Raw genomic sequence first — 23,114 nt, forward strand, 5'->3', positions numbered from 1 at the left:
GCTCGATCCCCCCCCAGGGGCCGGAGGCGCCATGCTTCCGGCCCCGCCTTTTTTGCGCAGTCTGCGCTTTCCCGACACGCGGCCTTTCATTGACGCCCTTCCCCGGTTCGATGAATCCTGAATAGTCAGAGCACTGAATTGAAAATCCGGGGGAAGATCATGACCATTAAGCTGAAATTTTGGGGAGCCGCACAAACGACCACGGGATCCATGCACGTCATCGAAGCCGGTGGGCATCGAATCGTGTTGGATTGCGGACTGTACCAGGGGCGCCGTAAACTTGCCGAGCAATACAACGGCGAGTTCCCGATGCCACCGAATACGGTCAGCGGCGTGATTCTCTCCCACGCGCATATCGATCACTGCGGAAATCTCCCGACCTTTGTTCGCGAAGGTTACGAAGGTCCGATCTACTGCACTCACGCAACCGGCGATCTCTCGCGCGTGCTGCTGATGGACTCCGCGCACATTCAAGAGAAGGACGCCGCGTTCGTCAGCAAGATCCGCAAACGCAAGGGCCAGGATCCGGTCGAGCCCCTCTACACGATGGAAGACGCCGAAGCTGTGCTCCCCCACTTCGTGACTATTGGCTATTACCGCGAATTCTGCTTCGCGCGGAACTTCTGCGGCAAGTTCCTTGAAGCTGGCCACATTCTGGGCTCGGCCATTACTGAAATGGATATCGAAACAGACGGTCGCAACAAGCGCCTCGTCTTCAGTGGCGATCTCGGCCGTGGTGGAAACTCGATCCTGCGCGATACGGAGATTCCGAGCGACGCCGACTACCTCATCATGGAGTCGACGTACGGCGCTCGCGAGCACGAACCGACTGCTAATCTGCGCGCCGGGCTGCGCGATCTGGTCAAGCGCGTCGCCGATCGCAAAGGCAAGATCATCATCCCGGCGTTCAGCGTTGGCAGAACCCAGGAGATTGTTTATCAGCTCAACAATCTGTTCAATGACGGGGAACTGCCAAGCATCCCGTGCTTCGTCGACAGCCCCCTCTCGAACAACGTCACGCAGGTGTTCCGTTCGCATCCCGAGTGCTTCAATCGTAAGACTAAGGACATCATGCAGAGCGACCCGAACCCCTTCGGCTTCGAGCTGCTGCGCTACACGGAGAATGTTGAAGAGAGCAAGGCACTGAACGACTTCAACGAGCCCTGTATCATTATCTCTGCATCGGGAATGTGCGAAGCGGGCCGGATCCTCCACCACTTGCGGAACTCGATCGAGGATCCAAGGAACTGCGTCTTGATCGTTGGCTTCCAGGCGGAACATACGCTCGGCCGCCGGATCGTCGAGCGGCGCGAGAAGGTCCGCATCTTTGGCGAGGAGCATCCCCTCCGCGCTGAAGTAGCCGTGATGAACGGATTCTCCGCGCACGCCGACAAGCACGAGTTGAAGGATTTCGCCTTCCGCGTGAAAGAGCGCGGCGAGCGCCTGAAGAAGATCTTCCTGGTCCACGGCGAAGTCAGCCAGCAGGAACCCCTCGCGGCCTACTTGCGCGAACACCTCAACGTCGAGGTCCATTGCCCGGCTCGGGGGGACGAGATCGAACTCGATTAATCCACCGAAGTCATTTTCTTCTTGATGCTGTCCAACTCCTCCCGCTTCATCGGGCAGTGAGCCTGCCCTGGAGGGTCTCTGTATGTCCGAAGCGCCGAGAAAAGTCGTCCTGATGTGTGGCGGTCCGTCCGCCGAGTACGTCGTTTCCCTGACCTCTGCCCGTGCCGCTGCCCATGCGCTGGATCGGCACCGGTATCGCGTGCGCGTTGCTTGCATCGACGAGGATGGCAACTGGATCTTCCCGGAAGAGGAATGGACAGGCGAAACGCCTCCCTCGCGCATCGAGAAGCTCTTCGACTTGCTCGACATGCCGGAGCTCTGCCCCGTCGGGTACCTGACGCGGCGCTCCCCTGCCGAAGGCCTGGGGCGCCTCCAGCAATGGCGCCCGGATGTCATTCTCCCCATCATGCACGGCGCCTATGGTGAAGACGGCAAGCTGCAGGGCATGCTCGAATTCCTGGGATTCCCGTACCTCGGATCGGGCGTCCTGGCGAGTTCCCTCGCGATGGATAAGCGGCGGACGAAGGACTTCCTCGGCGCCCATGGCATTCGTGTCGGCCGACACATGACAATGACCGCCTCCAGCACCCCCGCACACCGCGACGACCAGATCGAAGCCGCGGGCAATTTGCTTGGCTGGCCCCTGGTTGTGAAACCGAACGCGGGAGGCAGCAGCCTCGCCGCGGGCCTCGCGAACAACACGGATGAACTTAGGGGACTGGTAAATCGCGCTTTCGAACACGACAGCGAGGTTCTGGTTGAAGAACTGATCCGCGGCCGCGAAGTCACCTGCGCCGTGCTCGACCTGGCGGAGAGTTTCGGCGGTCGGCTCGTTTGCCCGCCGACGGAGATTCGTCCCAAGTCTTCGGCCTTCTTTGATTTCGATGCGAAGTACCGGCCCGGGGCGACGGAAGAGATCACGCCCGCCGACCTGCCGGACGAGATTCTGAACCGCATCTACACAATGGCCGAGAAGTCCCACGATCTGCTCGGGTGCCACACGATGTCGCGCACCGACATGATCGTCCGCGAAGACGGCCAGCCCGTTTACCTCGAGACCAACACCATCCCGGGCCTCACGCCGACCTCACTCTTGCCCCAAGGCGCCGCCGCCCTCGGCATCAACATGACCACGCTCCTGACCGGCATGATCGAAGGCACCTTCGAACGCCTGATCGAAGCGAAGGCCCGTCGCGGAGAGTTGTAGAAGGACTGGCGTGAGAATCAATCGCGACAAGATCATCTCACTTATTGATGAAATGCAGTCTCCCGAGCCTTTCTCGGGAGTGCTTTCCATTGCCGATGCAAACGGAACGATTCTTGAGCTCTGCCGCGGCGATGCGATTCGATCGGAATCGATTCCCAATCGGATCGATACGCGGTTTCAGATGGCATCCGGCTGCAAGATATTCACCGGCCTCGCCATCTGCCAACTCATTGAGGAAGGCAAACTGACGTTTGAAACGCGATTGTCCGAATGCGTGGACGCCGACTTTCCCAACTTCAGTCCGGATATCACGCTGCATCACCTGCTCACACACACTTCCGGCATCACTTCCTACTTCGAAGAAGACGTGAATCCCAGCTACGAAGCCATCTGGCAGGACTATCCGGCTTACCGTGTGCGGCGGCCCGCAGACTTCCTTCCGCTATTTCAGAACAAACCCATGAAGTTCCCTCCGGGCGAGCGATTCGACTACAACGACGCCGGCTTCATCCTGCTGGGCCTTGCCGTCGAGAAAGCCGCCGGGATCCCGTTCGCTCAATACATTCAGAAGAACATCTTCGACCGAAGCGGCATGGAGGATTCGGGTTACTTCGCCCTGGACTGTTTGCCGAAAGGAACTGCGTCCGCATACATCCCGAACGGTGACGGGACCTGGCGAACCAACATTTTTGCCGTACCTGCTGTGGGGGCGCCAGATGGAGGCGCATTCACGGCTGCCCCGGACATGCAGCGCTTCTGGCGCGCCCTGGTCAGCGGTGAACTCCTCGGCCCGAAGATGACGGAACGGATGCTCCACCCTCACGTACAGGCCGACTCTCCCACGACGCACTATGGTTATGGAGTCTGGCTTGATCGGTCCGGGGGCCAGACTCGCCGCCTCTTCGTCGTGGGCAGCGACCCCGGAGTTGCTCTGCGATCGGAATACTGGATCGAGGAAGGCCTGGTTGTCACCATGCTCGGAAATACCGGCGAGGCGTTGTGGCACCTGTATCCGAGAATCGAGAACGCTCTCGGGCTTTGACCACTGAGCCGATGGCTTCTACTTCATCGCCACCTTCGCGGGATCCAGTGTGCGGATGACTCTTGCGGGGTTGCCGGCGATGACGGCGTAGCCGTCGGGGAAGCTCTTCGTCACAACCGACCCCGCGCCGACGATTGTGTAGTCGCCTAATTGCACGCCGGGCAAGACGACCGCGTTCATGCCGAGCCAGCAGTGTGCCCCCAGGCGAATCGGCTGTCCCTTGATCCACTTGGTGTTGTCGTAGACATCGTGATTCGCGCTGATCAGGCCGACACCCGGGGCGAGGTTGCAGTAGTCCCCCACCTCGATGCCGTTGAAGGCGTTCAGGTAACAATGCGGCGAGTCGCCCGGATACGTCGCGCGGCCGATCTTCACGCGCTGGGGATGGTTGACCTGGCTGGTGAAGTGCACCGGCCAGGGCACGCGACGGTTGATGCCGACCCACTGACCCATTCGATACAGGACGTAGAATCGCGTCGGGCATCCACTGGGGACTCCGAGGAGATTGCGAATACGCGAAGGAACCGGGCGACGACTCACTTGTGCAGCTCCTGCAGCTTATTTTCGGGAATCTTGCCTTCGTCTTTGATCTGGATGTAGCCCGGAACCGGAAAGGACTGGATCAGGGACTGGTAGTCGATCTGTTTTGCCATCCCACTGACGCGAAGAGTCAGGAACGTTCCCTCCGCCGAATCGAAGAGCTTCACACCACGCAGACCGATCTCGACAAGGCTCTTGCCGATCAATTCGCCGAAGGTCGGCGCATCATGCACGGCAACACCGATCGGGCGAATGAAACGACCATCCTTCTCCTCGACCTTGCCTGGGTAGAACGCATCCTCCGTGGCGCCCATTTTCCGCGTCTGGGTCATGAAGTGCTCGACGCAGGCATCCACGCCCTCGGAGGAGTTCGCTGACAGAGCAATCCGGCGGTCAATCCATTCGAATTCGAACTGCGGGTCGATTTCCCGCTGCTCCGGATGATCGCAAACCAGGCGAAGAGCTTTGAAGACCTGCTCCGGCCCAAAGGCGGCCTGAATGCGGTAGATGTGTACGAGCGACGGCAACTGGAGCCCTCCGTGGATTGACTGGACTCTTGATCGCCCGCCCAGCGAATCGAGGCAAGTGGAGTTCGGCTCCGATTCCATCCATTCCAGCATGTCGATTCTGGTTGAGAAGCCACGGCCCGGCGGGTATTGCTTGTTATGACACAGGTGGATGCGGAGGTCGCCTTTGCCAGAATCTTTAACTCCCCAGCCTCTTGAGGCGCTGGCGCACGCCAGCGTTATCGGTCCCGCGGAAATCGCGGCGGACAACCGGATTCGCGTCTTCATCGGGCACTACGGCAGCGGCAAAACGGAAATCGCCGTCAATTACGCCCTGATGCTCGCCTCCACGGGGCGGAAGGTCGCCCTTGTGGATCTGGACGTCGTGAATCCGTTCTTCCGTTCGCGGGAGAAGCGCGCGCTGCTCGAGGCTGCGGATATCTGGGTGATAGGCAACTCTCTCGGTATCGATAAAGGCGTCGATTTACCAGCCATCCCCGCGGAGGTCACCGTTCCGCTCCAGGACATCAGTTGGGATGTGATTCTGGATGTGGGAGGCAATTCCGCCGGGGCCAGAGCCCTGGCCCGATACCGGCGGTTCATGCAGCCGGGCGATTACGATATGTTCTGTGTGGTCAATGCTTTCCGTCCCGAGACCCGGGATCCGGAGGGCGTCGTTGCCCACGCTGAAGCCATAGCCGAAACGGTCGGGGCACCCCTGACCGCTATGATCAACAATAGCCACATTTTATTGCAAACGTCCGTTGACTTAGTGCTGCACGGTCAGCGAGTTTGTAAACGCGCTGCTGACAAACTGGGTCTGCCCATTCGCTATGTCAGTGTCATGCAGCGCCTGGCCGGGGACCTGCCGGCCAAGGATCTTGAGGGGGCGATCCTCCCAATACAGATCCACATGCGAGAGGACTGGATGTAGCGATCCTGCATCCCGTCGACAACTCCACATAGGGAGGAAAGAAACGTGGCAAAGTTTCACGGTGTTCTGCATTTCGACGAGGATCGGTGCAAAGGCTGCGGCCTGTGCGTCAACGCTTGTCCCAAGGACCTTCTGTTCCTGGACAAGTCCCGGTTCAACATGAAGGGCTACAATCCCGTAGCCATTCGTGACGAGGAGTCCTGCACCAGTTGCGCCTTCTGTGCGCTGATGTGCCCGGACGTCGTCATTTCCGTCGAGCGCGTAACCAGCGACCACCTCGCCGGCGCACTGGTTCACTGAGTCTGCTCCCGCATGCGGGAGCTTTTTTCTTCAACCCACCACATAAAGGAGGGGGGTATTCCCTATGTCCAAAGTTTTGATGAAAGGCAACGAGGCCGTCGGTGCCGCCGCCATCAAGGCGGGATGTCGGTTCTTCTTCGGCTATCCGATCACGCCTCAGAACGAGTTGCCCGAGTACATGTCGCGCGAGTTGCCGAAGGTTAACGGCACGTTCCTGCAGGCGGAGAGCGAAGTCGCCGCGATCAACATGGTCTATGGTGCAGCAGGAGCCGGCGCGCGCGTGATGACATCATCGTCGTCGCCCGGCATCGCGCTGAAGCAAGAAGGCATCTCGTACATCGCCGGCGCCGAACTGCCCTGCGTCATCGTCAATATGATGCGCGGCGGTCCGGGACTTGGCGGCATCCAGCCCACACAGGCCGATTACTTTCAGGCGACTCGCGGCGGCGGAAACGGCGACTATCGCACGTTCACATTCGCACCTGCGAGTATCCAGGAAGCCGTCGATCTTCTGATCGAAGCGTTCGACATCGCCGATCAGTATCGCATCCCGGCATTGGTGCTCGGCGACGGAATGATCGGCCAGATGATGGAACCGGTCGAGTTCAACGAGCCGAAGCAACGTCCCCTTCCAAAGAAGGATTGGATCACGACAGGCACCGGCGGAAAGCGGAAGCCGAACATCGTGAATTCGCTCTACCTGGATCCGGACGAACTCGAAGAACACAACATGCGTCTCGACAAGAAGCACAAGGAAATCGAGGCCAACGAGATTCGCTACGAGCTCTACAACATGGAGTCGCCGGAGATCGTCCTGGTCGCCTACGGCACAACGTCGCGAATCGTGAAGAATGCAATCGCGATACTGAAGGAAGAAGGAATCGAGGCGGGCCTGATTCGACCGATCACACTCTGGCCATATCCCTACGGGGTCTTCCGGGAACTGCCAAAGAGCGTGAAGGCGCTCCTGACGGTCGAAATGAGTCTCGGCCAGATGCTCGACGACGTGAAGATCGCCAATGAGGGCCGCTTGCCAGTGCACTTCTATGGACGCGCCGGCGGTGTGATCCCGGTGCCGAAAGAAATCGTCACGAAGGTCAAAGCTATTATGGGAGGTGAGCAGCCATGAGCGTCGTCTTCGAGAAAACCCATGCGCTGACCGATGCGCACTTCCATTATTGCCCGGGCTGCACGCACGGCATCATTCATCGTCTCGTCGGCGAATGCATCGAGGAACTCGGCGTCCTCGGCGATACGATCGGCGTCGCGCCGGTTGGGTGTTCGGTTCTGGCCTATAATTACTTCGACTGCGACATGAGCGAGGCCTCTCACGGCCGCGCGCCGGCCGTTGCGACGGGCATCAAACGCGTGCTGCCGGACAAGACCGTGTTCACCTACCAGGGCGACGGCGATCTCGCCTCGATCGGCACAGCGGAGATCGTTCACGTCGCTCATCGCGGCGAGAAGATCACAACGATCTTCGTCAACAACGCGATCTATGGAATGACCGGCGGGCAGATGGCACCGACAACGCTGATTGGGCAGAAGGCCACAACGTCGCCCTATGGCCGCAGCGCTGAACATTGCGGCATGCCGCTGCGCGTCGCCGAGATGCTCGCGACAATCGATGGCGCGGCCTTCGTCGAGCGCGTTTCAGTTCATGATCCGCGCCACGTGAAGAAGGCCAAGAAGGCCATCATGAACGCCTTCAAGTGTCAGTTGGAAGGCCACGGCTTCGGAATCGTCGAGGTGCTCTCCAGTTGCCCGACCGGCTGGGGCAAGACGCCGGAAGAGGCCCTCGAGTGGCTCGTTGAGAACATGATCCCGTACTATCCACTCGGCAATCTTCGCGATCCGTGGAAGGAGAAATCCGATGAGCACTGAGAAGATCATCTGCGCCGGTTTCGGTGGCCAAGGCATCATGTCGCTCGGCCAACTGATTGCCTACGCTGGTATGCTTGAGAACAAACACGTCTCGTGGGTTCCTTCCTACGGACCGGAAATGCGAGGCGGCACGGCAAACTGCCATGTCCTGATCTCCGACGATCCCATCGGAAGCCCATTGGTCTCGCACGATGCAACCGCCGTGATCGTGATGAACCTGCCGTCGCTGGTGAAGTTCGAGCCCGAGTTGCAGAAGGGCGGGCACCTGCTGATCAATTGCTCGCTGATCGACAAGGAAGCCGAACGCAAGGATGTCGCAGTCCACTACATCACAGCCAACGATATCGCGATGGAACTGGGCAACGTGAAGGCCGCCAACATGGTGATGCTTGGCGCGTACCTGCACCTGACTCACATCGTGAAGGTCGAGACGGTTTCTGAAGCCCTGAAGAAAGTGTTCGGGCAGAAGAAGGCGGAGTTAATTCCGCTCAACCTCGAAGCTCTGAAACGCGGCGCCGAGGCCGTTCACGGATCGGAACTGGCGAAGCACTGATCCCGGAGAAGCCGGCGACTTGCTGGCAGATTCTCATCTGACTATTGCGGGGTGCGGCGGAATATCGCTGCACCCCGTCCGCATTGGGGAGACCCACGGTTCCAGTCATCATGTTCGATTCCCTTTGCAGTCGTTCGGGGCACTCGTTCAAATTGCAGGTTATTCTTGAGGATTGGTGAATGATCGCGTTTCAGGAGGTCCATCATGGCTAAACTGCAGCCTGGTAAACAGATTCCCGACTCCAAGGCGGTTCCGAAGGAGTTGCTGGCGGAGGACTCCTGGGGGGAGATTTGGCGCGCCGAACATGACAAGCACGGAACGGTCATCCTTGTGGCCTTCACGACGCCGAAGGGCGCCGAGATGCTCATGGACGGACGCGACGGGCTCGTGAATTGGAACAAGATGGCCGGCGCGGAAGTTCCACAGTTGGCACGTGTGCTCCATGTTTCGCCGACCGAACCGCTCCCCCACCTGTTGGTCGAAGATCCCGGGGGACGTACACTGCGCGCGGCGTTGCCTGATATGATCGATAATCCCGTTTCGCAGGGGAGCTGGGCATACTCGATCGTGCGTGGCTTACACCAGGCGGACGTGTACGAGATGGCGCCAGTCGGAATCACGCCGGACAACCTGATTCACTGTCCGGGGAGCCAGGAGGCCCCATGGAAGATTATTCCGATCGCGCCGCGCTCCTTGTTGGCATCTCGAACGATCGCCGGCGGCCGGTATCACGCGAAGGAGCTTGATACGTCCGGAAAACCGCATGATATCCACGCAGATTTGTACTCCTTCAGTTGGCTGTGGTTAGAACTGCAGGCCGGAAACTTCAACATTCCGCACGAGCCGAATGCGCTGAAGCAGTTCGTCCCGCACAAGCGCCTCGCCACGGTGATCGCCAACAACCTGCAATCGCGGAACGGCGAGTTCTCCGAACCTCGCCTTGCGGAGTTGGGCGTCCAGCGTTGGGTAAAACACGACATCAAGGAAGACCTGAAGGAATTCAAAGAGAAAACGGACGCGGCGAAGCGATCGAATTTCCAACAATACATGTTCGAGAATCGAAAGTGGCTCATTCAGATCGGACTTTCGCTGTTCATCATCATCTGCGTGCTCTTGTCGGTGCTCGCCGTCAAAGGCCTGTTCACCACGTCTGGATCGCGCGACACACCTTATGGAATCATGACGCTCTATCTGGATGAGTTTGTCGGTCAACGCGATGTGACCGGCGCACAAGCCTACACCACCGGACAAGCGACGACACAGACCGAGAGACTCTTTGCCGAAATTGAAGACATGGAGCAGAACGGCAAAGCCAGCCACATGACCGAAGCGATGCCGGTTGTTCGTGGATCCGGCAATGCGCGAACCGTGAAGGTCGACTTCAAGGGTGTGAACAACGATGTCTTTATGATCGCGGAGATGAATATCCGAGCAAATGATCGAGGCCAGTGGGTGATCGAAGAGATCTACTACAAGAACAAGCGCGATTACGACAAAGACAAGGAAGCAACTCGTGAAATGGGCCAGGAAGGCCAGTAACATCGCCTCGCATTAGTGCTCTGGACAGTACGTGCCATCGTCTTCGGTACGGTGGCGAGATGGTCTGCGGTACTTGCTCAGCAGGCCATGCTTCGGGCTCAGGAATGCCGAGACAAAGAAGACGATGCCCAGCGTGATGACCACGCAAGGTCCGCTCGATACGCGCAGATGATAGCTGAGCAGTAGGCCGGTTGTGCTGCCGACGACGGCAACAACCGTCGAGAAGGCCAGCATCGTTCCCCAACGCTCGCACCAGAGATACGAAGTTACAGCCGGCAGAAGAAACAGGCCCAGCGCCAAAACGATTCCCATGGCCTGGAGCGCCGCTACGAGATTCACAACAATCAGCGCCAGCAGTCCCAGGTGAATCGCGCCGTGCGGCAGACCGGCCGTGCGATAGAACACAGGATCGAAAGATTCGATCAGGATGTCACGATAGAAGAGAGCGAATGCGAGCAGCGTCAGCGTACTGACGCCCGCCGCAAGCCACAGATCCTGTGATCCGACTCCGAGAATATTCCCAAACAGGAAGTGCATCAGATCGACATTCACGCGCGCGCGTGCGCTGCTGATCAGTGCGATACCAAGTCCAAACGAAATCACAAACAACGCACCGAAAGCCGCATCGTCCCGCAGCCGGGTCAGGCGGCTAATGATGCCACTGCCGAGAGCAGTCAGCAGTCCGGATACAAGTGCACCCAGAAACAACGACCAGATGCCCGAGCCAAAGAGAAGGAAGGCGATACCCATCCCCGGCAGAAGGCTATGAGCCAGCGCATCGCCCATCAGCGCCATCCGTCGCAGCACAAGCGTGCAGCCGAGCAGGCCTCCACTGATTCCAAGAAAGATGGCGATCAGCAGCCCGCGCCACATGAACTGATACTGAAATGGCTCGAAAAACTCAGTCATGTGCCCGCCTCCACGAAGGATGACCCGTAGGCTTCGCGCACGTGCTCGGGAGAGAGAACTTCATCGATCGTGCCTGCAGAAATCAGATGTGTTCGCAGGAGAAGCGCGCTCTGGAATCCGCGCCGCGCAAGGTCGAGATCGTGCACGACGGCAAGCACCGTGCGATCGAGTGTCGGCCATTTCGCCAGCGTTTCCATCAGGTGGTCGCGTGCGCCTGGGTCGAGTCCGGTGAAAGGCTCGTCCAGAAGGAAGATATCCGCACCTTGCGCCAATGCGCGCGCAAGGAAGACGCGCTGCTGCTGGCCGCCGGATAATTCTTGAATCTGGCGCTCTGCCAGATCCTCGATTCCCATCTCGACGATCGCAGCTTCTACCATCTCGTGATCTTCCGGTCGGAAGCGCCGCCAGCTTCCAAGTGAAGGGTATCTCCCCTGCCGCACAATCGTCCGCACCGTCACCGGGAAGCTCCAATCCACTTCGCTGCGCTGCGGCAAATACGCAATTCGCGGCAACTGATGATGCGCATGATCGTCGCCGATCAGAATCTTTCCCGTCGTCAGCGGCAGCCAGCCCAGGATCGTGCGAATCAGTGTGCTCTTCCCGGCGCCGTTCGGCCCCAGGAGAGCCGTTAGAGCTCCACAATGAACTGTCGCGGTGACGTGATGCACGGCCGGCGAATCACCATAGCAGACTGTGACGTTCTGGAATCGAAGGATCTCCTCATTCATCGGGCGCGACCTCCGTCCCCACTTTGCGAAGGATTGTGATTTCGCCCTTCCCCCAGTGTGTCTCCTCAGTCGCGTGGCCATCCTGCTCGATTCTCAGATGCACAGCCTGGCCGAAATCCGAGAAGAAATCATCACTTCGCGCCTCGACCAGCAATTGCGCATTGGGAGCCACTTTCACGGCGCCGGTCCACGTCGATTCCGAAGTAGAGTCGGCTGCGATCGGCTTGCCATCGAGCGTCACGGTCCATTCAGAGACGGCGAATGTGCTCTCGGCTTCGATGTGAATCAGCCTAATTGCCGACGGTGTCTTGGCCGTCGGTTCCGGTGACGTAGCAACGGACTTTGACTCGACGGCCCACACGGCAATCGAGGCGATTGCCGCATAGGCTGCGACGCCCAGGACGCGAAGCCATGCCGATCCTGTAAAACCGAATCGCCTCATTGAAGACTCCCGACGATCAGGCGCACATCGTGACGAATCATCGCGATGTAGGAGTCCACGGGCTGACCCGGAGGCTGGAGAGTTCCCACGTAGAGGTCAACGGTCTGCAGATCGCCCAGTTCGTCCTTCAACTGCCCGAGTGAGCGTGGGCGCTGCCCATCCTGCGTGAAGATAGTCGAAACCCCGTGCGCCCGCAAGTAGTCGACGAGTTCTGCCATCGCCTGCGCATCCGGTTCGTCGCGCGTTGTGATGCCGCGCAGCGAGCGCGTTTCGAATCCATAAGCCTTCGCGAAGTAATGCAGCGTTGCATGTTCCGTCACGAGCACCTTACGCGCGGTCGGGATCTTCGAAACTTCGCGCTTAACCCATCCATCCAAAACTCGCAATTGAGCGATGTAGAGATGCGCGAATGACTCGTAGTCCGGCTTCCCTTCCGCATCCACGGCGACTAGGCCAGCGCAGATATTCTCCGCGTAGCGCATCGCGTTGCGCGGATTCATCCACGCGTGCGGATCCGACGCGCCGTGCTCGTGTGCGTGGTCATGATCGTGGTCTTCTTCCATCGCGGTCGACAACACTTCGATGCCGTCGGAGGCGGTCACCACCTGACCTTTGAAACCGGAGTTCGCGATCAGCTTCTCAATCCAGCCTTCGAGTTCAAGTCCGTTGATGATCACGAGGTCAGCGTTCACGAGCGCTTCAACATCCGCGGCAGATGGCTCGAACAGATGCAGGTCGGCCGAGGGCGGCACCAGGCAATCGACCTGGACTCGCGTGCCGCCGACATTGCGGGCGATGTCCTGCAGAAACGGCGTCGTCGCCACGACGTAAACCGACGGTTCTGCCGCTGCGATTCCAGCCAGGAGAGTTGTGAAGATCAGTGAAGAGAAAAACCGAATCATGCGTCGCAGTCCGGGGACGAGTCGCACACGATGTGGCGCTCGTGGCAGTCCGGACACTCCTCCAGATGATGATGGGTCGAGAACTCTTGCCAATGGTCCGCCTGCCGCGGGGTCAGCACGCCCGTTCCGTTGCAGAGCGGACAGGTGTTGTCGAGAGCCGACAGGATCGCCGAACGAATGAATGCGGATCGATTAGAGATTCCGCTCATCGCCTCGGCCAGCGCTCGGTCGACCTTGAATGTGATGACTTCTTCCTTCTTGGCCATCTCAGCCTCCGTATTCCTTCGTAATACCGAGGGTATTGAGGCGATCACCCCCTCCGCGGGCAAGGGAAAAAAAGCCCGCCCGAGCGATTCGGGCGGGCTTTACCATTTGATTGAGTCTCTGGGAATTAGCTGCTGATGAACAGCGGGGCCAGGACCAGGGAGATAACAGCCATCAGCTTGATCAGAATGTTGATCGAGGGACCGACCGTGTCCTTCAGCGGATCGCCGACGGTGTCGCCGATAACGGCGGCCTTGTGGGCCTCAGAGCCCTTGGCCTGCACGTTGCCGTCCTTGTCCGTGACCTTGCCTTCTTCGATGTACTTCTTGGCGTTGTCCATGGCGCCGCCACTGTTGGCGCTCATCAGGCCGAGCATCACGCCGGTGATCAGCGCGCCGATCAGGAAGCCGGCCAGCGCCTCGCCACCGAAGAGGAGGCCGACGACCGGTGGGGCAAGAATGGCGAGTCCGCCGGGGAGTAGCATGCCCTTGATCGCGCCGTCGGTCGAGATGTCGACGCAACGGGCGTAGTCTGGCTTGTTCTTGCCTTCCATGATGCCGGGGATTTCGCGCAACTGGCGACGGACCTCGTCGATCATCTTGAACGCAGCCTTCGAGACCGCGTCGAACAGAAGCGCGGAGAAGAAGAACGGCATCATTCCGCCGAGCAGCAGACCGAACATGACCCTCGGGCTGCTCAGGTCGGCACCTTCGATCCCCGCGGCCGCCATGAAGGCGACCAGCAGCGCAAGTGCCGCGAAAGCCGCCGAACCGATGGCGAAGCCCTTGCCGATGGCCGCCGTCGTGTTGCCGACCGCGTCCAGGTTGTCGGTGATCTCGCGAACGCCCTTATCCAGATGAGCCATTTCCGCACAGCCACCGGCGTTATCGGCGATTGGGCCATAGCTATCGACGGCGACGATCATGCCGGTCGTCGCCAGCATACCGAAGGCCGCCAGGGCGATTCCGTAGAAGTTGCCGCACCAGAAGGCGACCAGCATGGCAATAGCGAGGGAGATGATCGGGAACATACAGCTCTTCATGCCGACGGCCAGACCGTCAGTCACGGTGATTGCGGGACCCATCTGGCAGTTCTTCGCCATCTTCTGCACAGGCGAATACTTCGCAGAGGTGTAGTATTCCGAGAAGAAGCCGACAAGCGAACCGGCGACAACGCCAACGGTCGCACTGAGGGCAATCTGCCACCAAGTGTATGTAATGATATCTTTGTCGGCAACTGAGGCGATCGAGAAACCATCGGGAAGGAGAATCTTGGTGGCGACGAATGTTCCGACGATGGCCAGGATGGCGGCCACGTAGGTGCCGTTCATCAGAGAATTCTGAACCTTCTTGCCGGGTGCGAATTTCACCGTCGCGACACCGATGATCGAAGAAACGATACCGACCGCGGCGAGAACCAGAGGCAGGACCTGCATCGACATCCTGATATCGCCAATGCCACCCGTCAGATTGTCAGCGAGGTTCGGCGCAACGATGTTCAGCCCAACGGCCAATGCCATCGCGGCGATCATGGACTCGATGTAGGACTCCATCAGGTCGGCACCGAGGCCGGCCACGTCGCCGACGTTGTCGCCAACGTTGTCGGCGATCGTCGCGGCGTTACGGGGATCGTCTTCCGGGATGCCGGCTTCGACCTTACCAACAAGATCGGCGCCCATATCGGCACCCTTCGTGAAGATGCCGCCGCCGGAGCGCGCGAACAGGGCAACGAGCGACGCGCCCATAGCATAACCATTAATCCAGCCGGAGTGATTTCCCCAGCCGGCATCGCCGGAGAGAATATCAACGATGAAGATCACAACGATCAGGCCAAGCAGGCCGATGCCCACGACGCTCATGCCCATCACCGCGCCGCCGGAGATGGCGACGGAGAGGGCGTTCTTCAGACCGGATTCTGGATCCTTGTCGTCCTCAACGCCCTTGCGCGCGGCTTCCGTCGTACGGCTATTGGCGCGAGTGGCGATGTTCATTCCGATAAAGCCCGCGGCGCTGGAGGCCAGGGCACCGATGATGAAGCTAAGGCCCGTCTGCCAGCCAAGGCTGTCATGAATGGCCTCGCCCTTGGCAATGAATGGGGCCGCCGTGATCAGGACGAAGATGACGGCGACAAAAATTCCGATGTACATATATTCGCGACGCAGGAATGCCTTCGCGCCCAACTGTACGGCGTCACTGATCTCGATCATCAGTTCGTTGCCACGAGGGGCCTTTAGGACGTCTCTTACGAGATAGACGACGAACAGCAGAGCCAGAATGGCAGCGACCGCTGCGATGACAATTTCGATACTCATAAGTTCCACCTTGCTCCAATGAATGGATTCGGTAAAAAATATCCTGGGTGTTTCCTCAAATGTGTCCCAGCTTTCGTCCCGGACGTTGGAGACGGACTTGGCTGAGCCGCAACCGTAAAATTCTGGACTCTCCGCCATCTGTGGCAGCCCGTGAGGCATGGAGAGGGCGAATCCCTGTACTTTGTTGCCTAGAAAACGCTTGAAGCGGCAAGGGACCATGGGGTCCGATGGGTCAAGTTGTCGCGACGGTCGCGAAGCTCCCCCGGCTTCGCGGGGTCAGCTTGGATTGATCCCCGTCGTTTCCGGCAAACCGATGCTTGATACAGGCACGTCTGGATCCGCCGGTTTTGCGCTTTCTGCCCCTGGCGGAAGCAGCAGCATGTCCCTATTCGACGAGAAAGGTCGTAAGCAGCTATGTACCCAGAAGTCCGAGTGCTCTTGGAACTGCAGGAATTGGATCGCGAGATGATCGAGCTGCAAGAACAGCTCAATCAGTATCCGGGCATCTGGGAAGAGGTCAAAGCCACCCTGCGCGCCAAGCAGGACGAGTTCGACCAGGCCGACGCCGCTGCGAAGAGCTATCATGGCGACCGCCGTCGTATCGAGCAGGAGCTCCGCCTGAGCAGCGAGAAGCTGAAGAAATACCAGGTTCAGCAAATGCAGGTAAAGACCAGCAAAGAATACGGGGCCATCTCGAACCAGATCGAAGCGCTGCGCAAGAACATCCAGCGGCTCGAGGAGCAGGGCCTGGAGCTGATCAATCAGGAACAGGCGATCAAAGACAATCAGGGCGTCACCGAGAAGGCCCTGGGCGAAGCCAAGGCGGATGCCCGCACCGAGCGCGAGCGCATCCGCGAACAGGTCAATGACAAGAAAAAGCGCCTCAACAGCCTGCAGAAGGACCGCGACAAGGTCGCTGCGAAGGTCGATGATGAAGCCCTGAGGCTGTATGAGCGTATAAGAAACCGCTGGCCCCTGGACCCGGTGGTCGGCGTACGTAATGGAAGCTGCATGGGGTGCCACTACGCCATTCTGCCGAATCCGCTCGTTGCGCTGCACAAAGATGCAGGAATCGAAACCTGCGAAAACTGCGGCCGCATTTTGAGTGAGGATGAGACTTACGAGGCAGAAAAGGCGGAGGCAGAAGCGGAAGCCTGAGGCACCCGGGCCGCTCATCCTTCACCTGGAGCCCCCAAACATAATGTGCCGGCAGTTCCTCCTACTGATCGCGATTGTTTCAATTCTCCCCCTGACCGCGTGCACTCGGCTGAAGGTAGAGTCGACGCCGCCAGGGGCGACCGTCCTTTGGTCCCCTGACGGACTGCAGGATTGGCGTCCGTGGCCTCCCCGTGTCTGGTCGTCTCAATCCACCGGCAAATCTCAGACTCCCCTGAGCGAATACGGCCGATACGGCGATTCCGTCTGGATCACTGTCCAGAAGGATGGATTCTATCGTCCTCTGCCGCAATTGGCCCAGCTCTACCCCGCCCGAAATGAGAAACTCTCCTTCGAACTTGTCGAGACACCGGAGGCACTGCGCGAGCGCATGATGGCTCAGGGGCTTGTCTACTTTGGTGGTGAATGGGTCGAACCGAAGTCTGTCGGACTCGTGAACTACGAAGGCGAGTGGCTTCCGGCCGCAGAGGCCTTCGCGCGTGAGCAATCCGCCAAGGGCCTTGTCGAATACAATGGCGAGTGGATGACCCCGCAGCAGAGAGGCGAGAAATTCGCCGCCGATCAGCGCGCGAAGGGTTTGGTTCTCTTCAAGGATCGCTGGGTCAGCACAGAAGTCCGCGACAAAGAGGAGGCACTCGATTCGACTGTCCGCGATCTGGCGGGCCAGGACACGATCCTGCTCTCTCCACCCAAGGTCATCGGTCGCATCGACGCCGAGACGGCCCAGGTGCAATTGCTCAATGCAACCGGACATCCAGTCCGCTTCCTGGTCAGTGGCCCCATGAGCCGCGAGTATCTGCTGTCGCCATACGACAGCTACGGCATGACAGGCACCGGACGGATCACCCTGCCGGCCGGTCGCTACATCGTCGCGGCCATCCCGATGCCCTTGACTTCCACCGCATTGCAGATGCCTGACGAGGCTCCGGAAAGCGAACTCAAGCCTGCCCTGTCGGAACAACCCCTGGCGGGCGGTTTCCAGTATCTCTTCAGCTACGACGGCGGCCGGGACCTCAACATCGGCGATCTCGAGAGCTATGAATTCCAGGAGCCCGAGATGCCGTACGATCTGCCGGAAATCGAGATCCCGGAAATTGAACTCCCCGAGCGCCCGAACAACAATCGCGGCCCGCGCGGTGGTGGCGGCGGACGTCCTCCCGGTCGCTAAGCTCCTGATAATGTCGATTGATGTTGGGCTCTCTGCTTCGGTAGAGAGCCCATTCTATTGAACCCAAACGAGAGTGGCCGAGCACTCCGCATGAGAGTCGAGAGTCCAACTTCGCACGAGACCGACGCAGCGCTCGAACGCTGGCTGCTGCCGATTATTGCGGTCTTTGGACTCGCGGTGGCGTTCCAGAGCCTGATCCCACCTTGGAACTTCGTCATCGACGATTACTACATCTCCGCGCGCTATGCGAAGATGCTGACCAGTGGGCATGGCCTCACCTACAACTCGATGGGTGAGATGGTCGAAGGATACAGCAACTTCCTCTGGACCCTTCTGCTGGCGGTTATTCAGTTGCTTGCGGGCGCGACTCGCGACATCACTCCGATCGTCAAGTTCATTGGTGCGGCGAGTTTCCTGGGAATGATTCTGGGGGCAGCCTTCATTGCGAAACAACGGTGCGAAGAGCCGCCCGAATTGCTTCGCGCTATCTCTCATCCAGCCCGGCGTATTCTGTGGATCGTGCTTCTTGCGACCTACACTCCTTACGCCTACTACGCGGTCAGTGGAATGGAGACGATCTTCGTCAGCCTCCTGGTCGCCATGGGCGTCTTCTTCTGGATCAGACGAGGAGAGCCCAACTGGATCACGATGATGTTCTTCATGCTGACGGCCCTCGCCCGGATCGATGGTGTACTGATATTCGGGCTTTGCGGTCTGGCAATGCTGTTCCAATGGCTGTGGCTGAAGAAGAAGTTCTGGGCCTACGTGAAACTGGCAGCGATCCCGACGATCATCTACATCCTATATCAAGCAGGGCGAATCGCATATTATGGCGAACTCCTTCCGAATCCTTTCTACGCAAAGATCAGCAGCACGGGCGCTGAGAGACTCACGCCCTACTCGAGCTTTGCAGGTTTCCTGTAAGGGCTTCCCGGCCTCTTCGTGATCGCCTTTGGGTTCGTTGTCGATGCGTGGAAGCGCAATGCAGTCCCGATCCTTCTCCTGCTCATCTACACCGGATTCCAAACGTATTTGCTGAGGCTTCCGCTGGACTGGATGCCATTGGGGCGCATGGAAATGCCTGTGATGAGCATTTATCTCTATCTGCTTGCTGGCGGCCTGTTTTCGATGGGCGTGCTCCTGATCGAAGGTGCGCGACGCTTCCTGCCTCCCAACCGCGCCAACCAGGTTGCTGCGAGTATTCTGGCCGGAGTCCTGATCGCAGTCGGCACTGGGCACATTCACCGACGAAGAGGACATCGTCTACTCCGACGTGGCAGGGGTGATTTCCTACTTCTCCGACGCGTATACGCTGGACGCATGGGGATTGAATGACAAGGAGACGGCGAGAGAGGGAAAAGTCAAGCTGGGCAGGAGGGGCAACCCCATCATCTGGGGACGCGTGCACTCAGGACGGGTGGCCGCGCTGATGCCTGAGTACTTGATGCTTGCCGAACCCGGCCGATGGGAGTTGCTGCCGTGGGATCACTTTCCTGAGAGAGTCTTCAATTCCAGAGACCTGGCCCGCGAGCCGAGATTCTTCGAGCAGTACCGTGCCGCGTACATCAGAACAAGCGGCAAGCCTCCGCTCTACATCTACTTTATGCAGCGCAGAGACCTGCCGGATATCGAACTCGATCCGGAATTGGATCTAAAGCTGGTGTACGAACCCGAAGGCTCGAATGTCGCAAAACACTTCATCGAGGTTGTTCATGCAGTGGATGAGGCGACATCGCTCAGTAGCACTGCCATCCCTCTACCGACGAAGCGGGATAATCGAAGAACAGAGTGAACGTTTCGTCTGTGCCGCCGGAATCGCCATTGCCGGTGGAATCCTCGTAGCCGATCCAGCCGCCATCGAAGTCCGCAACCGTCGCGGGCTGTGCATCCAACTCGTGCCCGTAGAGATCCTGTGTGGTAATCTCGAGCGCAACCGATTGGGGATTCGTTTCGCCGATACCGACGCTGCGCAGATCCAGGTAGCACATCCATGTATCGTACTTGTAGCGCTCGAAGCCCGGCGAGCTTGGGGTGGAAGCGACTGCCTGCCAACCATCATCGACCGGCTGAAGAATCTGAGTCGTCGTCGCGCGATCGTTTGTCTGCAGAGTCAAACGCGCGGTTGGATGAATCCCGATGGCCTGGCCGGGCCAGTTTGCGGGAACACCACCAACCTGCTGGCGCATGGGCTTGTTGAACTGAACGAGCACCTTGAACAGTTTGCCGTATTCGACTTCTTCATTGGTGGAGACCATTCGCGAACGCGTCGTGCCTCCGGCAGAATCGGGGCTCCAGTTGGAGTGATACACGATCTCTCCAACGTCGATCTCCCCATCGGAATTCGCATCCTGCCAGACCTTGAGGTCTTCGACAATCGGAGGACCGGAAGTATACATCATGGCCAGCAGCAAAGCCTGGATGTTCTCGTGCGTGACCTCTTCAACTTCGTCGTCAGGCAAGACAAAGGTTGGCCCAGAGCCAGGAACGCGATAGCGCGGTGTCGGGTACTCGATTGTGTAGCTCGGAATGTTGTACGTGTGGCTGAAGTACTCGTCGGTCGCGCCGATTTCATCGCCGGGATAAACAACGAGCGTCTGGTAGCTGTTTGAGATGCCATTGATCGCGCGATACGTGTTCTGCATGCGCCCCAGCAGTTGCGCAGCGGCGCTTTCGACTTCCGTGTCGCCATTGTAGATGATGTAGATTGCAGGGATCGCCCCGTGCATGTCGGCATAGAATCGCAGATTCGGCTCGGGGCCAAGTAATCCAACCAATGCCTGCAACGCCTGAGCCTCAGGTTCGGAAGAGGCCGACGTGCCGTGGTAAGAGGAACTGGATGGATTGCTGCTCGAGTTCGCCCAGCCAACGGGGAAGTTGCGGTTTACGTCGACGCCAAGATAGGCATCCGATGTCGTGCCCGCCAAATCCTCGTCGACGCCATTCATGTTCTTGCGACGCTCGCGGCCATCCGTCGAGTCGATGTATTGACTCGGATAGCGCTGCGTCTGCAGGAACCCATCAACATTCAAAACTGGGACCATCGCGAGGTTGTTCTGATCAACGAGATAGGTCGCAATCGGATCTGTGCCGTACCCATCTGCGAAGTACTCCAGCAGCCGCGTCACAATTTCCGGCGATGCCCACTCTCGGGCATGGATCGTCCCGTTGACCGCCGCCGAGGCCTCGATCGTGCCATCCACGCCGACACTGTCGCTGTCGCCAATCACATAGGCGTAAATGGTGCGGCCATCGATTGTGGTACCAAGCTCATACTCAGTAATGAAGTCGTTCGCCAGCGCCAGGTCGCCCGTGCGTGTGTTGAGCGACGAATACGAACGGAAGCCTTCCACCGGCGTTGTCGAGTTCACTGGGATCGGCACGGGATAACCAAGGCCGGCTTCGGTGTAAGTGGAAACCTGGGCCGAGGCGAACCCCGCAGCCAATATCATGCAGGCCGCGAGGCCGATCAGTTTGCGAGCCATTGAGTCACCTTCTTCTTGAGGGCTGCGTCCGCGGCGGCTTCCGCGGGTCGATTTGCGTATTCAGAGAGTGCTTCACGGGCGGATTCGGTATTGTCCCGCATCAGCAGAAGCACGGCGCGCCGTTCGGCGACACCTCCAGCCGAATCTGCAAGCACGTCGAATGCGATCTGGCGGGCAACGGAATCATCCATGCGCTGCAAGGCGGCTACGGCGTCCGCGCCAAGGTCGGCATCGCCGAGGTACTCCTTCAATCTTCCCTGCACCTCTGGCGTTGCATCGTTGGCATGCAACGTCCCGAGGGCGACCGCGCCCAGGACCTGCGGCCGTTCGTCGATCATTCTCAGTGTGTCCTCTGCTCCTACGCCCACAACTTCTCGAACGCGTCCGTAGGCCAGCATTGCCAGTTGAGCGTGAGACGTATCCAGCGTGCGAGCCAACTGCACCAACACATCACCGCGGTTCTGGCGCTCGGCGGAGACAATCAGTGCCCCCAACACAGGTCGCGACTTGCCGGCCGCAAGTTCCGGCGAATCGATCAGCTTCTGCCATGCAACGTCCGAATCTTCCAGCGCGTCCAGGGCACCCCGAACGCGTGCGGGCTCGTCCTGATCCAGGGCGGCCTGGAGGACCGCCGCGGGAGCATCCTGGCTCAACCGTGCGACAAACTGTGCCTTTGCGTCCCGGTATTCGATGTTGTCGGCCGCGATCGCCGCCGCTCTGGGGAAATCGTAGTAAGCCAGAGTCACCGGTTCGCGCTCGTCGGGGATCGTGAACGTCGCCTCAGCCGGCTGGCGCGACAGCTCCCGCAGCGTCGGAACGGCATCGGTGGTTCCGGCGTCTCCGAGAAACTGCGCGGCCTCAAAGAGCAGTCTCTCCTTCGCCACAATCGGCAGTGTAGACTTCTGTATCTCTTTGATTTGTAATACTATTCTGGAAGTGCTTTTTTGAGGGCTCTCGTCCTCGACAACGGCCTGCATTTCTACCGAGCGCGCCTCGACGTCAGGGGCCGTCGCCGCGGCGGGCAACTCGACGTCCGGCACTCGCAGCCGGGCGGGCTGTGCCCCAACAGCCGAGAAAAGGCCCGCACCCAGCACCGTGCTGAGCACATAGGCCCCAATCCGCTTCTTGATTCGCTTCATTCGTGCATTCCTTTCACGTCGGAACGGGAGAAGAACAGATCGCCCGTCGAATCAATCCCATTGGTCGGGTCATAAGAGAGCAGAATCAAGTCCATTGCGTCCAGAATCGTGCCTTCTTTCCACACTGGCGACAACTGCTCATCAGGCCCACGACCAATCAGAAGCCAGTCTTGTTCCGTTGCAATGTACCCATAGGGGGCCCGCATTGGATCCCTCGAAGACGGATCGTAAGGCATGTCCTGCGAGTACGCCACCGGCGTAGTGAGCTCAGGAGTCAGATGTGCCGTATTCACACCGTGGTCTTTCCGATAGGCCTTCACTTGGATACTCATGGTCTCCAGTCCCGCCAACACCAACAGCGGAGGGTAAGACTCCACAGAGATTGCCGCCACTGCGGCGACAAAGGCGGCAGCCGAGTAGATCAAGGGATCATTCTTCATCTGGACAAGCACTCCTCCCGCGCCCGGTACTTGAAGCCTGGGCGCCCGGATAAGGCCTGTCAGGGGAATTGTGGACAGG

The 23,114-nt window shown here is 59.1% G+C and carries 25 protein-coding genes; 14 read left to right on the top strand and 11 right to left on the bottom strand.

The genetic code is table 11. The features are described 5' to 3' along the window. Positions 1 to 159: 159 nt before the first annotated feature. The 3 genes from KQI84_00430 to KQI84_00440 all read left to right on the top strand — a co-directional run bounded on the left by KQI84_00430 (position 160) and on the right by KQI84_00440 (position 3,818). On the top strand, positions 160 to 1,569 hold the full coding sequence (locus KQI84_00430) for an MBL fold metallo-hydrolase (protein ID MCB2153324.1): 1,410 nt from the start codon (positions 160 to 162) through the stop codon (positions 1,567 to 1,569). A gap of 82 nt (positions 1,570 to 1,651) precedes the next feature. Next, positions 1,652 to 2,776, top strand: a complete 1,125-nt coding sequence (locus tag KQI84_00435; protein ID MCB2153325.1) for a D-alanine--D-alanine ligase — start codon at positions 1,652 to 1,654, stop codon at positions 2,774 to 2,776. A gap of 52 nt (positions 2,777 to 2,828) precedes the next feature. Then, positions 2,829 to 3,818 carry a beta-lactamase family protein gene (locus KQI84_00440; GenBank protein ID MCB2153326.1) on the top strand — a complete coding sequence of 330 codons (990 nt, stop codon included), beginning with the start codon at positions 2,829 to 2,831 and terminating at the stop codon, positions 3,816 to 3,818. Between the two features lie 18 nt (positions 3,819 to 3,836). Here KQI84_00440 and KQI84_00445 read toward each other — a convergent pair whose 3' ends face one another. Beyond that, positions 3,837 to 4,271 (bottom strand): acyltransferase, encoded by a 435-nt coding sequence (locus KQI84_00445; protein ID MCB2153327.1) that lies wholly within the window; start codon positions 4,269 to 4,271, stop codon positions 3,837 to 3,839. 83 nt (positions 4,272 to 4,354) lie between these two features. After that, positions 4,355 to 4,885 (bottom strand): hypothetical protein, encoded by a 531-nt coding sequence (locus KQI84_00450; GenBank protein MCB2153328.1) that lies wholly within the window; start codon positions 4,883 to 4,885, stop codon positions 4,355 to 4,357. A 235-nt stretch (positions 4,886 to 5,120) separates the two neighbouring features. On the opposite strand from KQI84_00450, the gene KQI84_00455 reads away from it, so the two are divergent. The 6 genes from KQI84_00455 (at position 5,121) to KQI84_00480 (ending at position 10,074) form a co-directional block, all read left to right on the top strand. Next, on the top strand, positions 5,121 to 5,798 hold the full coding sequence (locus tag KQI84_00455) for an ATP-binding protein (protein MCB2153329.1): 678 nt from the start codon (positions 5,121 to 5,123) through the stop codon (positions 5,796 to 5,798). Between the two features lie 45 nt (positions 5,799 to 5,843). Further along, complete coding sequence (locus tag KQI84_00460; protein ID MCB2153330.1) at positions 5,844 to 6,098, top strand: ferredoxin family protein; 255 nt, start codon at positions 5,844 to 5,846, stop codon at positions 6,096 to 6,098. A 64-nt stretch (positions 6,099 to 6,162) separates the two neighbouring features. After that, a complete protein-coding gene (locus KQI84_00465) occupies positions 6,163 to 7,227 on the top strand; it encodes a 3-methyl-2-oxobutanoate dehydrogenase subunit VorB (protein ID MCB2153331.1) in 1,065 nt (354 codons plus the stop codon). After that, positions 7,224 to 7,982 carry a 2-oxoglutarate oxidoreductase gene (locus KQI84_00470; GenBank protein MCB2153332.1) on the top strand — a complete coding sequence of 253 codons (759 nt, stop codon included), beginning with the start codon at positions 7,224 to 7,226 and terminating at the stop codon, positions 7,980 to 7,982. Before KQI84_00465 ends, KQI84_00470 begins: the two co-directional genes overlap by 4 nt. Continuing rightward, entirely contained in the window at positions 7,972 to 8,535 is a 564-nt protein-coding gene (locus tag KQI84_00475) for a 2-oxoacid:acceptor oxidoreductase family protein (protein ID MCB2153333.1), read from the top strand. Before KQI84_00470 ends, KQI84_00475 begins: the two co-directional genes overlap by 11 nt. Positions 8,536 to 8,739: 204 nt before the next feature. Beyond that, the gene (locus KQI84_00480; protein ID MCB2153334.1) at positions 8,740 to 10,074 is read left to right on the top strand and encodes a hypothetical protein; all 1,335 of its coding nucleotides are present in this window, start codon (positions 8,740 to 8,742) and stop codon (positions 10,072 to 10,074) included. A gap of 12 nt (positions 10,075 to 10,086) precedes the next feature. On the opposite strand, the gene KQI84_00485 is transcribed toward KQI84_00480, so the two are convergent. The 6 genes from KQI84_00485 to KQI84_00510 form a co-directional block, all read right to left on the bottom strand. Then, a complete protein-coding gene (locus tag KQI84_00485; GenBank protein MCB2153335.1) occupies positions 10,087 to 10,983 on the bottom strand; it encodes a metal ABC transporter permease in 897 nt (298 codons plus the stop codon). Then, on the bottom strand, positions 10,980 to 11,711 hold the full coding sequence (locus KQI84_00490; protein MCB2153336.1) for a metal ABC transporter ATP-binding protein: 732 nt from the start codon (positions 11,709 to 11,711) through the stop codon (positions 10,980 to 10,982). The genes KQI84_00485 and KQI84_00490 overlap by 4 nt, the downstream gene beginning before the upstream one ends. Then, on the bottom strand, positions 11,704 to 12,153 hold the full coding sequence (locus KQI84_00495) for a hypothetical protein (GenBank protein MCB2153337.1): 450 nt from the start codon (positions 12,151 to 12,153) through the stop codon (positions 11,704 to 11,706). The genes KQI84_00490 and KQI84_00495 overlap by 8 nt, the downstream gene beginning before the upstream one ends. Next, positions 12,150 to 13,055, bottom strand: a complete 906-nt coding sequence (locus KQI84_00500; GenBank protein MCB2153338.1) for a zinc ABC transporter substrate-binding protein — start codon at positions 13,053 to 13,055, stop codon at positions 12,150 to 12,152. Before KQI84_00500 ends, KQI84_00495 begins: the two co-directional genes overlap by 4 nt. After that, positions 13,052 to 13,321, bottom strand: coding sequence for a CopG family transcriptional regulator (locus tag KQI84_00505; GenBank protein MCB2153339.1), 270 nt, complete (start codon positions 13,319 to 13,321; stop codon positions 13,052 to 13,054). The genes KQI84_00500 and KQI84_00505 overlap by 4 nt, the downstream gene beginning before the upstream one ends. A gap of 125 nt (positions 13,322 to 13,446) precedes the next feature. Continuing rightward, the gene (locus KQI84_00510; GenBank protein ID MCB2153340.1) at positions 13,447 to 15,630 is read right to left on the bottom strand and encodes a sodium-translocating pyrophosphatase; all 2,184 of its coding nucleotides are present in this window, start codon (positions 15,628 to 15,630) and stop codon (positions 13,447 to 13,449) included. Between the two features lie 438 nt (positions 15,631 to 16,068). Between KQI84_00510 and KQI84_00515 the strand changes: the two genes are divergently transcribed. The 5 genes from KQI84_00515 to KQI84_00535 all read left to right on the top strand — a co-directional run bounded on the left by KQI84_00515 (position 16,069) and on the right by KQI84_00535 (position 19,766). Continuing rightward, positions 16,069 to 16,788 carry a hypothetical protein gene (locus tag KQI84_00515; protein ID MCB2153341.1) on the top strand — a complete coding sequence of 240 codons (720 nt, stop codon included), beginning with the start codon at positions 16,069 to 16,071 and terminating at the stop codon, positions 16,786 to 16,788. 43 nt (positions 16,789 to 16,831) lie between these two features. After that, positions 16,832 to 17,974, top strand: coding sequence for a hypothetical protein (locus KQI84_00520; GenBank protein ID MCB2153342.1), 1,143 nt, complete (start codon positions 16,832 to 16,834; stop codon positions 17,972 to 17,974). A 90-nt stretch (positions 17,975 to 18,064) separates the two neighbouring features. After that, positions 18,065 to 18,898, top strand: coding sequence for a hypothetical protein (locus tag KQI84_00525; protein MCB2153343.1), 834 nt, complete (start codon positions 18,065 to 18,067; stop codon positions 18,896 to 18,898). An 18-nt stretch (positions 18,899 to 18,916) separates the two neighbouring features. Further along, positions 18,917 to 19,309 (top strand): hypothetical protein, encoded by a 393-nt coding sequence (locus KQI84_00530; GenBank protein ID MCB2153344.1) that lies wholly within the window; start codon positions 18,917 to 18,919, stop codon positions 19,307 to 19,309. Between the two features lie 94 nt (positions 19,310 to 19,403). Then, on the top strand, positions 19,404 to 19,766 hold the full coding sequence (locus tag KQI84_00535) for a hypothetical protein (protein MCB2153345.1): 363 nt from the start codon (positions 19,404 to 19,406) through the stop codon (positions 19,764 to 19,766). On the opposite strand, the gene KQI84_00540 is transcribed toward KQI84_00535, so the two are convergent. From KQI84_00540 to KQI84_00550, 3 genes are read right to left on the bottom strand one after another with little or no spacing between them, the layout of a single operon-like run. Then, positions 19,711 to 21,456: a hypothetical protein gene (locus KQI84_00540; GenBank protein MCB2153346.1), complete on the bottom strand. Its 1,746-nt coding sequence runs from the start codon at positions 21,454 to 21,456 to the stop codon at positions 19,711 to 19,713. The two genes, KQI84_00535 and KQI84_00540, sit on opposite strands and share 56 nt — an antisense overlap. After that, on the bottom strand, positions 21,441 to 22,595 hold the full coding sequence (locus KQI84_00545; GenBank protein MCB2153347.1) for a hypothetical protein: 1,155 nt from the start codon (positions 22,593 to 22,595) through the stop codon (positions 21,441 to 21,443). Before KQI84_00545 ends, KQI84_00540 begins: the two co-directional genes overlap by 16 nt. After that, positions 22,592 to 23,035 (bottom strand): hypothetical protein, encoded by a 444-nt coding sequence (locus KQI84_00550; protein MCB2153348.1) that lies wholly within the window; start codon positions 23,033 to 23,035, stop codon positions 22,592 to 22,594. Before KQI84_00550 ends, KQI84_00545 begins: the two co-directional genes overlap by 4 nt. Positions 23,036 to 23,114: the final 79 nt, after the last annotated feature.

Source organism: bacterium, assembly GCA_020444065.1.
GTDB lineage: Bacteria > Sumerlaeota > Sumerlaeia > SLMS01 > JAHLLQ01 > JAHLLQ01.

What these genes read in the sequence shown, in the direction of transcription:
- KQI84_00430 (MCB2153324.1), top strand. Translation starts at nt 160, where the DNA reads ATGACCATTAAGCTGAAATTTTGGGGAGCCGCACAAACGACCACGGGA.
- KQI84_00435 (MCB2153325.1), top strand. Translation starts at nt 1,652, where the DNA reads ATGTCCGAAGCGCCGAGAAAAGTCGTCCTGATGTGTGGCGGTCCGTCC.
- KQI84_00440 (MCB2153326.1), top strand. Translation starts at nt 2,829, where the DNA reads ATGCAGTCTCCCGAGCCTTTCTCGGGAGTGCTTTCCATTGCCGATGCA.
- KQI84_00445 (MCB2153327.1), bottom strand. Translation starts at nt 4,271, where the DNA reads ATGGGTCAGTGGGTCGGCATCAACCGTCGCGTGCCCTGGCCGGTGCAC.
- KQI84_00465 (MCB2153331.1), top strand. Translation starts at nt 6,163, where the DNA reads ATGTCCAAAGTTTTGATGAAAGGCAACGAGGCCGTCGGTGCCGCCGCC.
- KQI84_00470 (MCB2153332.1), top strand. Translation starts at nt 7,224, where the DNA reads ATGAGCGTCGTCTTCGAGAAAACCCATGCGCTGACCGATGCGCACTTC.
- KQI84_00475 (MCB2153333.1), top strand. Translation starts at nt 7,972, where the DNA reads ATGAGCACTGAGAAGATCATCTGCGCCGGTTTCGGTGGCCAAGGCATC.
- KQI84_00480 (MCB2153334.1), top strand. Translation starts at nt 8,740, where the DNA reads ATGGCTAAACTGCAGCCTGGTAAACAGATTCCCGACTCCAAGGCGGTT.
- KQI84_00485 (MCB2153335.1), bottom strand. Translation starts at nt 10,983, where the DNA reads ATGACTGAGTTTTTCGAGCCATTTCAGTATCAGTTCATGTGGCGCGGG.
- KQI84_00490 (MCB2153336.1), bottom strand. Translation starts at nt 11,711, where the DNA reads ATGAATGAGGAGATCCTTCGATTCCAGAACGTCACAGTCTGCTATGGT.
- KQI84_00495 (MCB2153337.1), bottom strand. Translation starts at nt 12,153, where the DNA reads ATGAGGCGATTCGGTTTTACAGGATCGGCATGGCTTCGCGTCCTGGGC.
- KQI84_00500 (MCB2153338.1), bottom strand. Translation starts at nt 13,055, where the DNA reads ATGATTCGGTTTTTCTCTTCACTGATCTTCACAACTCTCCTGGCTGGA.
- KQI84_00505 (MCB2153339.1), bottom strand. Translation starts at nt 13,321, where the DNA reads ATGGCCAAGAAGGAAGAAGTCATCACATTCAAGGTCGACCGAGCGCTG.
- KQI84_00510 (MCB2153340.1), bottom strand. Translation starts at nt 15,630, where the DNA reads ATGAGTATCGAAATTGTCATCGCAGCGGTCGCTGCCATTCTGGCTCTG.
- KQI84_00520 (MCB2153342.1), top strand. Translation starts at nt 16,832, where the DNA reads ATGTGCCGGCAGTTCCTCCTACTGATCGCGATTGTTTCAATTCTCCCC.
- KQI84_00525 (MCB2153343.1), top strand. Translation starts at nt 18,065, where the DNA reads ATGAGAGTCGAGAGTCCAACTTCGCACGAGACCGACGCAGCGCTCGAA.
- KQI84_00535 (MCB2153345.1), top strand. Translation starts at nt 19,404, where the DNA reads ATGCCTGAGTACTTGATGCTTGCCGAACCCGGCCGATGGGAGTTGCTG.
- KQI84_00540 (MCB2153346.1), bottom strand. Translation starts at nt 21,456, where the DNA reads ATGGCTCGCAAACTGATCGGCCTCGCGGCCTGCATGATATTGGCTGCG.
- KQI84_00545 (MCB2153347.1), bottom strand. Translation starts at nt 22,595, where the DNA reads ATGAAGCGAATCAAGAAGCGGATTGGGGCCTATGTGCTCAGCACGGTG.
- KQI84_00550 (MCB2153348.1), bottom strand. Translation starts at nt 23,035, where the DNA reads ATGAAGAATGATCCCTTGATCTACTCGGCTGCCGCCTTTGTCGCCGCA.